The organism is Variovorax sp. YR634 (assembly GCF_900106655.1).
Classification (GTDB): Bacteria; Pseudomonadota; Gammaproteobacteria; order Burkholderiales; family Burkholderiaceae_C; genus Variovorax.
In genome coordinates this window covers 115,176-128,011 of the sequence record NZ_FNOL01000003.1, presented here as the reverse complement: position 1 = coordinate 128,011, position 12,836 = coordinate 115,176, and the positions used below count along the sequence as shown (strand labels likewise).

Annotated in this window: 9 protein-coding genes; 8 read left to right on the top strand and 1 reads right to left on the bottom strand. The window is 65.7% G+C overall.

Translation table 11 applies throughout. The annotated features are described in order from the left end of the window. Positions 1 to 67: 67 nt before the first annotated feature. From BLV60_RS07340 to BLV60_RS07315, 6 genes are all read left to right on the top strand, one after another. Entirely contained in the window at positions 68 to 2,035 is a 1,968-nt protein-coding gene (locus BLV60_RS07340) for a propionate--CoA ligase (RefSeq protein WP_256328907.1), read from the top strand. A 179-nt stretch (positions 2,036 to 2,214) separates the two neighbouring features. After that, the gene (locus BLV60_RS07335; RefSeq protein WP_093052255.1) at positions 2,215 to 5,091 is read left to right on the top strand and encodes a 2-oxoglutarate dehydrogenase E1 component; all 2,877 of its coding nucleotides are present in this window, start codon (positions 2,215 to 2,217) and stop codon (positions 5,089 to 5,091) included. Positions 5,092 to 5,145: 54 nt separating this feature from the next. Further along, on the top strand, positions 5,146 to 6,417 hold the full coding sequence (gene odhB, locus BLV60_RS07330) for a 2-oxoglutarate dehydrogenase complex dihydrolipoyllysine-residue succinyltransferase (RefSeq protein WP_093052252.1): 1,272 nt from the start codon (positions 5,146 to 5,148) through the stop codon (positions 6,415 to 6,417). Positions 6,418 to 6,431: 14 nt separating this feature from the next. Continuing rightward, positions 6,432 to 7,862: a dihydrolipoyl dehydrogenase gene (gene lpdA / locus BLV60_RS07325; protein ID WP_093052249.1), complete on the top strand. Its 1,431-nt coding sequence runs from the start codon at positions 6,432 to 6,434 to the stop codon at positions 7,860 to 7,862. A gap of 16 nt (positions 7,863 to 7,878) precedes the next feature. Further along, a complete protein-coding gene (gene zapE / locus BLV60_RS07320) occupies positions 7,879 to 8,979 on the top strand; it encodes a cell division protein ZapE (RefSeq protein ID WP_093052246.1) in 1,101 nt (366 codons plus the stop codon). Further along, positions 8,976 to 9,638, top strand: coding sequence for a hypothetical protein (locus tag BLV60_RS07315; protein ID WP_093052244.1), 663 nt, complete (start codon positions 8,976 to 8,978; stop codon positions 9,636 to 9,638). The genes zapE and BLV60_RS07315 overlap by 4 nt, the downstream gene beginning before the upstream one ends. Before the next feature lie 17 nt (positions 9,639 to 9,655). On the opposite strand, the gene BLV60_RS07310 is transcribed toward BLV60_RS07315, so the two are convergent. Next, positions 9,656 to 10,426: a PP2C family protein-serine/threonine phosphatase gene (locus BLV60_RS07310; RefSeq protein ID WP_093052241.1), complete on the bottom strand. Its 771-nt coding sequence runs from the start codon at positions 10,424 to 10,426 to the stop codon at positions 9,656 to 9,658. Positions 10,427 to 10,533: 107 nt separating this feature from the next. Here BLV60_RS07310 and BLV60_RS07305 point away from each other — a divergent pair, with 107 nt between their 5' ends. Both BLV60_RS07305 and BLV60_RS07300 read left to right on the top strand, forming a co-directional pair. After that, positions 10,534 to 10,737, top strand: a complete 204-nt coding sequence (locus BLV60_RS07305) for a YdcH family protein (protein WP_093052238.1) — start codon at positions 10,534 to 10,536, stop codon at positions 10,735 to 10,737. Then, positions 10,734 to 12,818, top strand: a complete 2,085-nt coding sequence (locus tag BLV60_RS07300) for an ATP-dependent DNA helicase (protein WP_093052236.1) — start codon at positions 10,734 to 10,736, stop codon at positions 12,816 to 12,818. The genes BLV60_RS07305 and BLV60_RS07300 overlap by 4 nt, the downstream gene beginning before the upstream one ends. Positions 12,819 to 12,836 lie beyond the last annotated feature (18 nt).

Genomic DNA, 12,836 nt, shown 5'->3' with positions numbered 1-12,836 from the left:
CGCGGCAGGGCTCGGCCGGATTGTTCCGGCCGTCAGCTTGCTGCAAGATCGGTCTCCATAATTATGAATTCAGTTTTGGCGCTGCCGCCGGAACGGAACGAATAACAGGAGACAAATCAAGATGAGCCGCTACGAAGAGTTCTATCGCCAATCCGTCGATGCGCCCGAGGCCTTCTGGGCCGAGCAGGCGAAGCTGATCGACTGGCAGGCGCCCGCGCAACAGATCCTCGACGCCAGCCAGCCGCCGTTCGCGCGCTGGTTCGTGGGCGGCACGACCAACCTCTGCCACAACGCCATCGACCGTCATCTGGCGGCACGAGGCGACCAGCCCGCGCTGATCTTCGTTTCCACCGAAACCGGCGTCGAGAAGAGCTACAGCTTCACTGAGCTGCACGCCGAGGTGCAGCGCACTGCCGCCAGCCTTGTCGAGCTGGGTGTGGGCAAGGGCGACCGCGTGCTCATCTACATGCCGATGATTCCGGAAGCCGCCTTTGCCATGCTGGCCTGCGCGCGCATCGGCGCGATCCACTGCGTGGTGTTCGGCGGCTTCGCGAGCGGCTCGCTGGCCACGCGCATCGAAGACGCCGAGCCCAAGGTGATCGTGAGCGCCGATGCCGGCTCGCGCGGCGGCAAGGTCATCGCATACAAGCCGCTGCTCGACGAGGCGATCCGGCTGTCGAAGCACAAGCCTTCGGCGGTGCTGCTGACCGACCGCAGTCTCGCGCCGATGGAACTGACGGCGGGTCGTGACCATCTCGCCGCCGAACTGCGGCAGAAGCACATCGATGCCAAGGTGCCTTGCACGTGGCTCGCCTCCACCGACATCAGCTACACCATCTACACGAGCGGCACGACCGGCAAGCCCAAGGGCGTGCAGCGCGACGTGGGCGGCTATGCGGTCGCGCTGGCTGCGAGCATGAAGCACATCTTCGATGGCCGGCCCGGGGAAACCTACTTCTCCACCAGCGACATCGGCTGGGTGGTGGGCCATAGCTACATCGTCTACGGCCCGCTGATCGCCGGCATGGCGACGATCATGTACGAGGGCCTGCCCACGCAGGGCATCGACCGGCAGCCCGATGGCGGCATCTGGTGGCGCCTTGTCGAGAAATACAAGGTCACGGTGATGTTCAGCGCGCCCACGGCCGTGCGCGTGCTCAAGAAGCAGGATCCGGCACTGCTGAAAAAACACGACCTGTCGACACTGCGCGCGCTGTTCCTGGCCGGCGAGCCGCTCGACGAGCCGACCGCCCGCTGGATCAGCGAAGGCCTGGGCGTGCCGATCATCGACAACTACTGGCAGACCGAATCGGGCTGGCCGATGATCACGATCGCCAACGGTGTGGAGGCCAAGGCCAGCAAGTTCGGCAGCCCGGGCGTGCCGATGTACGGCTACAGCATCAAGATCCTGCACGAATCGACCGGCGAAGAGCTGACCGGCGCGAACGAAAAGGGCGTGGTCGTGGTCGAGGGGCCGACCCCGCCGGGCTTCATGCAGACCGTGTGGAAGGACGACGCGCGCTTCGTCAATACGTACTGGAAAAGCGTGCCCGGCAAGATGGTTTATTCGACCTTCGACTGGGGCATTCGCGACGAGGATGGCTATTTCTACATCCTCGGGCGCACCGACGACGTGATCAACGTGGCGGGCCATCGCCTTGGCACGCGCGAGATTGAGGAAAGCATTTCGGGCCATTCCAACGTGGCCGAAGTGGCGGTGGTCGGCGTGGCCGATGCCCTGAAGGGGCAGGTCGCGATGGCCTTCGTGGTCCCCAGGGACGGCAAGGCCGTGATTGACGCCGACGTGGCACTCAAGCTCGAAGGCGAGATCATGAAAGTAGTCGCCGACCAGCTCGGCGCCCTGGCGCGGCCGGCCCGCGTGCGCTTCGTCAGCGGCCTGCCCAAGACCCGCAGCGGCAAGTTGCTGCGCCGCGCCATCCAGGCCGTGTGCGAGCAGCGCGACCCCGGCGACCTCACCACCATCGACGACCCCGCCACGCTGCAGCAGATCAAACAGTTACTTTCTTCGGGCTGAGTGAGCAGGGCAGGGGGTTGCGAAGCCCCGTCGAACCGTCATATGGTTGACGTGGCACAATGCCAAGGTACTCAGGCCCTTCCCCAGCCACAGTCGCATCCGCCAATCGGTTCAGCCGTGTCGCGGAAGGTTTCTTAACCAGCTAGTGCTTCCTTCAGGGAAGCGAAGGTCAGCGGATCATGAGCGATTCATCGACGCCATCGGCGTATACCGCCTATCAAGGCAACACGTACCTCTTCGGCGGCAATGCGCCCTATGTCGAGGAGATGTACGAGAACTACCTCTCCAACCCCGGCAGCGTGCCTGACAACTGGCGTTCGTATTTCGACGCGTTGCAGAACGTTCCCGCCGCCGACGGCACCAACACCCGCGACGTCCCGCACCTGCCGGTCATCAACGCTTTCGCCGAACGCGCGAAGCAGGGCACGACCAAGGTCGTGCAGGCCAGCGGCGCCGATTCCGAACTCGGCCGCAAGCGCACTTCCGTCCAGCAGCTGATTGCCGCCTACCGCAACGTCGGCGCCCGCTGGGCCGACCTCGACCCGCTCAAGCGCGCCGAGCGTCCCGCCATTCCGGAACTCGAGCCCTCGTTCTACGGCTTCACCGACGCGGACCTCGAGACGGTGTTCAACACCAGCAACACCTTCTTCGGCAAGGAGACCATGTCGCTGCGCGACCTGCTCAACGCCTTGCGCGAAACGTACTGCGGCACGATGGGCGCCGAGTACATGTACACCACCGACCAGAACCACAAGCGCTGGTGGCAGCAGCGGCTCGAAAGCGCCCGCACCAACCCCAAGCTGAGCGCCGAGCAGAAGAAGCATGTGCTCAACCGCCTGACCGCGGCAGAAGGCCTCGAGCGCTTCCTGCACACCAAGTACGTCGGCCAGAAGCGCTTCTCGCTCGAAGGCGGCGAAAGCTTCATCGTCGCCATGGACGAGCTGATCAACCAGGCCGGCGTCAAGGGCGTGCAGGAGATCGTGATCGGCATGGCCCACCGCGGCCGCCTGAACGTGCTGGTCAACTCGCTCGGCAAGATGCCGGCCGACCTGTTCGCCGAGTTCGACCACACCGCCCCCGAAGACCTGCCCAGCGGCGACGTCAAGTACCACCAGGGCTTCAGCTCGGACGTGACCACCCCCGGCGGCCCGGTGCACCTGAGCCTCGCGTTCAACCCCTCGCACCTTGAAATCGTGAACCCCGTGGTCGAAGGCTCGGTGCGCGCCCGCATGGACCGCCGCGGCGACCCGCTGGGCAAGCAGGTGCTGCCCGTGATCGTGCACGGCGACGCCGCCTTCGCAGGCCAGGGCGTCGTGATGGAAACGCTGGCGCTGGCCGAAACCCGTGGCTACTCCACTGGCGGCACGGTGCACATCGTCATCAACAACCAGATCGGCTTCACCACCAGCGACCCGCGCGACAGCCGCTCGACGCTGTACTGCTCGGACATCGTCAAGATGATCGAAGCGCCGGTGCTGCACGTGAACGGCGACGATCCCGAAGCCGTGGTGCTCGCCACCCAGATCGCGCTGGACTTCCGCATGGAATTCCAGAAGGACGTGGTCGTCGACATCATCTGCTTCCGCAAGCTGGGTCACAACGAGCAGGACACGCCTTCGCTCACCCAGCCGCTGATGTACAAGAAGATCGCCCAGCACCCCGGCACGCGCAAGCTGTACGCCGACAAGCTGGCCGCTCAAGGCCTGGGCGACACGCTCGGCGACGACATGGTCAAGGCGCAGCGCGCCGCCTTCGACGAAGGCAAGAACACCGTCGACCCCGTGCTCACCAACTTCAAGAGCAAGTACGCCGTCGACTGGAGCCCGTACCTCAACAAGAAGTGGACCGACGCCGGCGATACCGCCATCCCGTCCACCGAATGGAAGCGCCTGGCCGAGAAGATCACCACCGTGCCGCAAGGCTTCACGGTGCATCCGCTCGTGAAGAAGGTGCTGGACGACCGCGCCGCCATGGGCCGCGGCGACGTCAACGTCGACTGGGGCATGGGCGAGCACATGGCCTTCGCCTCGCTGGTGGCCAGCGGCTACCCGGTGCGCCTGTCGGGTGAAGACTCGGGCCGCGGCACGTTCACGCACCGCCACGCCGTGCTGCACGACCAGAACCGCGAGAAGTTCGACACCGGCACCTACACGCCGCTGCAGAACGTGGCCGACAACCAGGCTCCGTTCGTCGTGATCGACTCGATCCTGTCGGAAGAAGCCGTGCTCGCGTTCGAATACGGCTACGCCTCGAACGACCCGAACACGCTCGTCATCTGGGAAGCCCAGTTCGGCGACTTCGTGAACGGCGCGCAAGTGGTGATCGACCAGTTCATCGCCTCGGGCGAAGTGAAGTGGGGCCGCGTCAACGGCATCACGATGATGCTGCCGCACGGCTACGAAGGCCAGGGCCCCGAGCACAGCTCGGCACGCCTGGAGCGCTTCATGCAGCTGAGCGCCGACACCAACATGCAGGTGGTGCAGCCGACCACGGCCAGCCAGATCTTCCACGTGCTGCGCCGCCAGATGGTGCGCAACCTGCGCAAGCCGCTGATCATCATGACGCCGAAGTCGCTGTTGCGTAACAAGGACGCGACCTCGCCGCTGTCCGAGTTCACCAAGGGCAGCTTCCAGACCGTCATTCCCGACAGCAAGGGCCTGAAGGCCGAGAAGGTCAAGCGCCTGATCGCCTGCTCGGGCAAGGTGTACTACGACCTGGCCAAGAAGCGCGAAGAACGCGGCGACGAAGACGTGGCGATCATCCGCGTCGAGCAGCTCTATCCGTTCCCGCACAAGGCATTCGCCGCCGAGATCAAGAAGTACCCCAACCTCGTCGACGTGGTCTGGTGCCAGGACGAGCCGCAGAACCAGGGCGCCTGGTTCTTCGTGCAGCACTACATCCACGAAAACATGCAGGACGGCCAGAAGCTCGGCTACTCCGGCCGTGCCGCTTCGGCATCGCCGGCGGTGGGCTACTCGCACCTGCACCAGGAACAGCAGAAGGCGCTCGTCGATGGCGCGTTTGGCAAGCTCAAGGGCTTCGTGCTGACCAAGTAAAACCAGTTTCCTTTCACACGAATACCCTGAAGAACAAAACGGAGCTCACTCCAAATGTCTATCGTAGAAGTCAAAGTCCCCCAGCTTTCCGAATCCGTGGCCGAAGCCACCATGCTCACGTGGAAGAAGAAGGCCGGCGAAGCCGTCGCCGTCGATGAAATCCTGATCGAGATCGAGACCGACAAGGTCGTGCTCGAAGTGCCCGCGCCTTCGGCTGGCGTGCTGGCCGAAATCGTGCAGCCCGATGGCGCCACCGTGGTGGCCGATCAGCTGATCGCCAAGATCGACACCGAAGGCAAGGCTTCGGCTGGCGCCCCGGCGGCAGCGCCCGCAGCAGCAGCTCCGGCTGCCGCCGCGCCTGCCCCGGCAGCAGCTGCAGCCGCCACCGGTGGTTCGAAGTCCGACGTGGCCATGCCCGCCGCAGCCAAGCTGCTGGCCGACAACAACCTGAAGACCAGCGACGTTGCCGGCACCGGCAAGGACGGCCGCGTCACCAAGGGCGACGTGCTCGGCGCTGTTGCCTCGGGCGCCAAGCCTGCCGCGGCTGCCGCCACCATCGCGGCACCGGCCGCCAAGCCGGCTCTGCCGCAAGTCGCTGCACCGACCGGCGCACCCGACCTGGGCGAGCGTCCGGAACAGCGCGTGCCGATGAGCCGCCTGCGCGCTCGCATCGCCGAGCGCCTGCTGCAATCGCAGTCGACCAACGCCATCCTGACCACGTTCAATGAAGTCAACATGGCGCCCGTCATGGAGCTGCGCAAGCGCTTCCAGGACAACTTCACCAAGGAACACGGCGTGAAGCTCGGCTTCATGAGCTTCTTCGTGAAGGCCGCTGTGCATGCGCTGAAGAAGTACCCGGTGATCAACGCCTCGGTCGACGGCAACGACATCCTGTACCACGGCTACTTCGACATCGGCATTGCCGTCGGTTCGCCGCGCGGCCTGGTGGTGCCGATCCTGCGCAACGCCGACCAGATGAGCTTTGCGGACATCGAGAAGAAGATCGCCGAGTTCGGCAAGAAGGCGCAAGACGGCAAGCTGGGCATCGAAGACATGACCGGCGGCACGTTCTCCATCTCGAACGGCGGCACCTTCGGCTCGATGCTCTCGACCCCGATCATCAACCCGCCCCAGTCGGCCATCCTGGGCGTGCACGCCACCAAGGACCGCGCCGTGGTTGAAAACGGCCAGATCGTGATCCGTCCGATGAACTACCTTGCCATGAGCTACGACCACCGCATCATCGACGGCCGCGAAGCCGTGCTGGGCCTGGTTGCCATGAAGGAAGCGCTGGAAGACCCGTCGCGCCTGCTGTTCGACATCTGAGGAGAAAGAACCAGATGGCAAACAAGCAATTCGACGTCGTCGTCATCGGTGGCGGCCCCGGCGGCTACATCGCGGCTATTCGCGCCGCGCAACTCGGCTTCAACGTCGCCTGCATCGACGAGTGGAAGAACGGCAAGGGCGGCCCCGCACCGGGCGGCACCTGCACCAACGTCGGCTGCATCCCGTCGAAGGCGCTGCTGCAATCGTCGGAGCATTTCGACCAGGCCGGCCACCACTTTGCCGACCACGGCATCAAGGTCGAAGGCCTGGGCCTCGACCTCGACAAGATGCTGGCCCGCAAGGACCAGGTCGTGAAGCAGAACAACGACGGCATCCTGTACCTGTTCAAGAAGAACAAGATCACCTTCTTCCATGGCCGTGGCTCGTTCGTGAAGACCGACGAAGCCGGCTATGAGATCAAGGTGGCGGGCGCCGCCGAAGAGTCGATCAGCGGCAAGCACATCATCGTGGCCACGGGCTCCAACGCCCGCGCACTGCCCGGTGCGCCGTTCGACGAGGAGAACATCCTCTCGAACGACGGCGCGCTGCGCATCGGCGCGGTGCCGAAGAAGCTGGGCCTGATCGGCTCGGGCGTCATCGGCCTCGAAATGGGTTCGGTGTGGCGTCGCCTCGGCGCGGAAGTCACGGTGCTCGAAGCACTGCCGACCTTCCTGGGCGCGGTGGACGAGCAGATCGCCAAGGAAGCCAAGAAGGCCTTCGACAAGCAGAAGCTCAAGATCGAACTCGGCGTGAAGGTCGGCGAGATCAAGTCGTCGAAGAAGGGCGTGAGCGTTGCGTGGACCAATGCCAAGGGCGAAGCCCAGACGCTGGAAGTCGACAAGCTGATCGTGTCGATCGGCCGCGTGCCCAACACCATCGGCCTGAACGCCGAAGCCGTGGGCCTGAAGCTCGACGAGCGCGGCGCCATTGCCGTGGACGACGAGTGCAAGACGAGCCTGCCCAACGTCTGGGCCATCGGCGACGTGGTGCGCGGCCCGATGCTGGCGCACAAGGCCGAGGAAGAGGGCGTTGCAGTGGCGGAGCGCATTGCGGGCCAGCACGGTCACGTCAACTTCAACACGATCCCGTGGGTGATCTACACCAACCCCGAGATCGCGTGGGTCGGCCAGACCGAGCAGCAGCTCAAGGCCGCGGGCCGCGCCTACAAGGCCGGCACCTTCCCGTTCCTCGCGAATGGCCGCGCGCGCGCGCTGGGCGACACGACCGGCATGGTCAAGTTCCTGGCCGATGCTGCCACCGACGAGATCCTGGGCGTGCACATCGTGGGCCCGCAGGCCAGCGAGCTGATCTCCGAAGCCGTCGTGGCGATGGAGTTCAAGGCCAGCGCCGAAGACATCGCGCGCATCTGCCACGCTCACCCGTCGCTGTCGGAAGCAACGAAGGAAGCGGCACTCGCCGTGGACAAGCGCACGCTGAACTTCTGATCTCGCGATCTTTCTTTTGACCAGCGTCAAACAGGCCTATGAGGCGGAACTCGCAGCGCGCGGGTTCCACAGCGATCCAGCGCAACTGCACGCCGTGGAGGCGCTGGATCGCTGCGCCAACGAATGGGCCGAGTACAAGGCCCAGCGCTCGAATGCGCTGAAGAAGTTCATCAACCGGCCGGAGCTTCCGCGCGGCGTCTACATGTACGGTGGCGTCGGGCGGGGCAAGAGCTTCCTGATGGACCTGTTCTTCAACGCTGTGCCGCTGCGGCGCAAGACGCGCCTGCACTTTCACGAATTCATGCGCGAGGTGCACCGCGAACTGCGCGAGTTGCAGGGCACGGTCAATCCGCTCGACGAGCTTGGGCTTCGCATTTCCAAGCGCTACAAGCTGATCTGCTTCGACGAGTTCCACGTGGCGGACATCACCGACGCGATGATTCTTCATCGGCTGCTGGTGTCGCTGTTCGAGAACGGCGTGGGTTTCGTCACCACCTCGAATTTCAAGCCGGACGATCTGTATCCCGGTGGCTTGCACCGCGACCGCATCCTGCCGGCCATTTCACTGCTGAACGAAAAGCTCGAAGTGCTGAGCGTCGACAACGGCACCGACTACCGGCGCCGCACGCTCGAACAACTGCGCATGTACCTCACGCCGAATGACGCGGTGGCCGAGAAGGAAATGCGCAAGGCCTTCGACAAGCTGGCCGAGACGGCCGACGAAAACCCGGTGCTGCACATCGAGCAACGCGAGATCCGCGCGCGGCGCAAGGCCGGCGGCGTGGTCTGGTTCGATTTCAAGACGCTGTGCGGTGGTCCGCGTTCGCAGAACGACTATCTCGAAATCGCGAGCCAGTTCCACACGGTGCTGCTGTCCGATGTGCCGCACATGCCGGTGCGCATGGCTTCGGAAGCACGTCGTTTCACCTGGCTGGTCGACGTCTTGTACGACCGGCGCTGCAAGCTCATCATGTCGGCTGAGGTTCCGCCCGAGGCGTTGTACACCGAGGGGCCGCTGTCGCACGAGTTTCCGCGCACGGTTTCCCGGCTCACCGAAATGCAATCGAGCGAGTTTCTCGCCCTGGAACGCCGCATCGTCGACACCCGACTCACATGAAAAAATTCGCTCTTGCCCTGCTCATGACGTTGGCCAGCCTGCCGCTGTGGGCGCAGTCCAACGCCGCCGCGGGCAATGCCGACCTCGAGGGCGAAAAGCGCCGGCTTTCCACCGAGCGCGAGGCCATCGAGAAGCGCTTCGTCGAAGAGCGGGCTGCCTGCTACAAGAAGTTCGCGGTGGAAGACTGCCTGCGCGAGAGCCGCAGCCGTCGCCGCACGGAAACCGACAACATCAAGCGGCAGGAAACCGCGATCAACGACATCCTGCGCCAGCGCAGCGGCGCGGCCGAGCTGCAGAAGCTCGACCAGAAGGCTGGCACCCAGCGCCCGCAGGACTCTCGCGAGAAGCAGGAACAGTCGATCCAGGGCCAGAAGGAGCGCGAGCAGCGCGCTGCCGACCACGCGACCAGCCGCGCGGCTACAGCGGCCGAGGCGGCCGAGCGCGAGCGCCAGTTCCAGTCCAAGCAGCAGGCGCATGCCGATGAGCAGGCCAAGGCGGCCCAGCGTCAGGCCGAGGCGCCCACGGCCGCCAAGCGTTTCGAAGACAAGCAGAAACGCGCCGAAGAGCACAGGGCCAGCCGCGAGCGGCAGAATGCCAACCGCAGCAAGCCGCGCGGGGCACCATTGCCGGCGCCGGCAGCTTCGTCGCCCACGCCCTGACCCTGACCGGGCACCGCTCAGGCGGCGACCGGCAGCGGATCGAGCTTCAGAACGGCAATCGAGATGTTGTCGCCCGTGCCCCGGGCGCGGCGGCGCGCTTCACCCACCAGGATTTCGACCGCATCGCGCGGCGGCTGTGCATACAGCACGCTCGCCAGTTCTTCCGGGCTGAAGTAGTGCCAGAGCCCGTCGCTGCAAGCCATCAGCAGGTCGCCCGGCGCCAGCTTCGGGATGTAGTAGGGGTCGATGGGCGGCGGCGTGGTCGTCATGCCCAGGCAGCCGAGCAGGATGTTGCCCTGCGGATGGATGTTGGCCTCGGCCTCGGTGATCTGGCCGCGATCGATCAGCACCTGCACGTACGAATGGTCGCGCGTGCGCCTGATGAGCTGGCCGTCGTGGAAGTGATAGATGCGCGAGTCGCCGGCGTGGATCCAGGCGCAGTCGCCCTTGGGGGTCATGAGGAAGGCCGCCAGCGTGCTGTGCGGCTCCTGTTCGCTGGAGACGGCGGTGAGCTTGATGACCGTGTGCGAGTCTTCGAGGATCTGCTTCAGCACGGCTTCCGGGTCGTCGCGGCCGGGCTGGTAGCGGGTGAAGAGCTGGCGTGCCGTCATCAGCACCTGGTCGGAGGCCTTGCGCCCGCCGCTGCGGCCGCCCATGCCGTCGGCCACGATGCCCAGCACGCAGCCAGGCACGCGCGGATGGCTCATCAGCAGCACCTGGTCTTGTTGGTACGGGCGGTCTCCCTTGTGGAGTCCGGTGGCCGCGGCGAGTCGAAAGCCTTGGGTCATGAGGCATATGCGCCTGAAGCGCGTGTTTCTGTCTGCTCGGAGATTCGTGTCAGGACGTATTATCGAATGAACATGTGCCGCAAAAACCTCGCGTGCGCTCCCCACCGTTGGACTCCAATCTTCACTCCCTTTCCCGTCAGCTGATCGAACTGCGTATCGAGCACGCCGACCTCGACGCCACCATCGACCGGCTGGCCGAGGGCTCGCCGCAAGACGAGCTGCTGCTGCGGCGCCTGAAAAAGCGCCGCCTCGCGCTGCGAGACCAGATCACGCGCCTCGAAAACGACCTCGATCCGAAAGAGCCGGCGTGACAGGTGCGCTTGAAGACAAGGTGCGCGACGCCTTCGCGCAGGACGGTGCGCTGTCGCGTGCCGCCGACCAGTTCCGCGAACGCTCGGGCCAGACCGAAATGGCAATGGCCGTGGCCCGCACCATCGACCAGGGCGGCGTGCTGGTGGTCGAGGCGGGCACCGGGGTGGGCAAGACCTTTTCGTACCTCGTGCCGGCCCTGCTGAGCGGCGAGCGCGTGCTGCTGTCGACCGCCACCAAGACGCTGCAGGACCAGCTGTTCGGCCGTGACCTGCCGCGTCTTGTCGAAGCTTTCGGCCTGCCGGTGCGCACGGCGCTGCTCAAGGGGCGCGCCAGCTACCTGTGCCTGCACCGGCTCGACCAGGCGCGCCATGACGCTTCATTGCCGGAGCGCGGCAGCCTGCGCACGCTCGCCAAGATCGAGCAGTGGTCGAAGGCCACGCGCACGGGCGACCTGGCCGAGTTGCCGGGGCTCGACGAGCGCTCGCCGCTGATTCCGCTGATCACCTCCACGCGAGAGAACTGCCTGGGCGCGCAATGCCCGCAGTTCAAGCCCTGCCATGTCAACCTGGCGCGGCGCGAGGCGCTGGCGGCCGACATCGTGGTCATCAACCACCATCTTTTCTTTGCCGACCTCGCGGTGCGCGAGACCGGCATGGCCGAGCTGCTGCCGACAGTGAGCGTGGTGGTGTTCGACGAAGCCCACCAGCTCAACGAAACCGGCGTGCAGTTTCTTGGCGCGCAGCTCGGCAGCGGCCAGGCGCTCGACTTCGCGCGCGACATGCTGGCGGCCGGCTTGCAGCATGCGCGCGGCCTCGTCGACTGGCAGCAACTGGTCGGCGCGCTCGAACGGGCTGCGCGCGAACTGCGGCTGGTGGTCGGCAAGCAATGGCCGGGCGCCAAGCTGCGCTGGCTGGGTGCGTCGCCCGAGGGCATCGATCCCGACGCATGGCAGCGCGCATTGGACGATCTGCTGCACGCGTTCGAGCTGGCTGCAGAGGGGCTTGCCACCGTCAGCGAAATCTCGCCCGACTTCGTGCGGCTGCACGAGCGGGCTCGCCAACTCGCGAAACGCACGGCGCGCTTCGCCTTGCCATGCGAGGTCGATTCGGTGCGTTGGGTCGACGTCGGCACGCAGTTGCGGCTCATCGAATCGCCGCTGGACATCGCCGATGCCATGCGCAAGCGGGTGCTCAAGATCGTCGACGCAGACGCTGATGTTGGCGACGATGACGACGACGAAGATCTCGACGGTTACGGTGAGCGGCCGGCGCGCGAGGCAGCGGCGGTGCAGGAAGACAGCGGCCGCGCCTGGGTCTTCACCTCGGCCACGCTGGGCGATGAGCCCACGCTGCGCTGGTTCACCGAGCCTTGCGGACTGCAGGACGCGGAAGTGCTGCGCGTGCAGAGCCCGTTCGACTATGCCTCGCAGGCCGCGCTCTATGTGCCTCGCGCGTTTCCCAAGCCCAACGATCCGTCGCACAGCCAGCGCGTCGCGGAATTGGCTGCGCGCGGTGCGACGGAGCTTGGCGGTCGCACGCTGGTGCTGACGACCACGCTGCGCGCGCTGCGCACCATCGGCGATGCGATGAAGCAGCAGTTCGAACTGCTCGACGCACAGGTGCGGCCCGAAGTGCTGGTGCAGGGCGAGCTGCCCAAGCGCGTGCTGATGGACCGCTTTCGCGAAGGCGCGAGCGCCGGGCGGGCTGGCTGCGTGCTGGTGGCATCGGCTTCGTTCTGGGAGGGCTTCGATGCGCCGGGCGATGCGCTGCAGCTGGTGGTGATCGACAAGCTGCCGTTCCCGCCGCCGAACGATCCGTTGGTCGAGGCGCGCTCGCAGCGCCTGGAATCACAGGGGCGCAGTTCGTTTGCCGACTATTCGCTGCCCGAGGCGGCCGTGGCGCTCAAGCAGGGGGCGGGGCGGTTGATTCGGCGGGAAACCGACAGCGGTGTGCTGGCGATCTGCGATACGCGGCTGGTGGCCATGGGCTATGGCCGCCGGTTGCTGTCGGCGCTGCCGCCGATGCGGCGGCTCGAAAACGAATCGGATTTCGAGGCCGCGCTGGACGCGCTCAAGACCTAGCTTCTGGCCAGGAAGAGC

What these genes read in the sequence shown, in the direction of transcription:
- BLV60_RS07335 (WP_093052255.1), top strand. Translation starts at nt 2,215, where the DNA reads ATGAGCGATTCATCGACGCCATCGGCGTATACCGCCTATCAAGGCAAC.
- odhB (WP_093052252.1), top strand. Translation starts at nt 5,146, where the DNA reads ATGTCTATCGTAGAAGTCAAAGTCCCCCAGCTTTCCGAATCCGTGGCC.
- lpdA (WP_093052249.1), top strand. Translation starts at nt 6,432, where the DNA reads ATGGCAAACAAGCAATTCGACGTCGTCGTCATCGGTGGCGGCCCCGGC.
- BLV60_RS07315 (WP_093052244.1), top strand. Translation starts at nt 8,976, where the DNA reads ATGAAAAAATTCGCTCTTGCCCTGCTCATGACGTTGGCCAGCCTGCCG.
- BLV60_RS07310 (WP_093052241.1), bottom strand. Translation starts at nt 10,426, where the DNA reads ATGACCCAAGGCTTTCGACTCGCCGCGGCCACCGGACTCCACAAGGGA.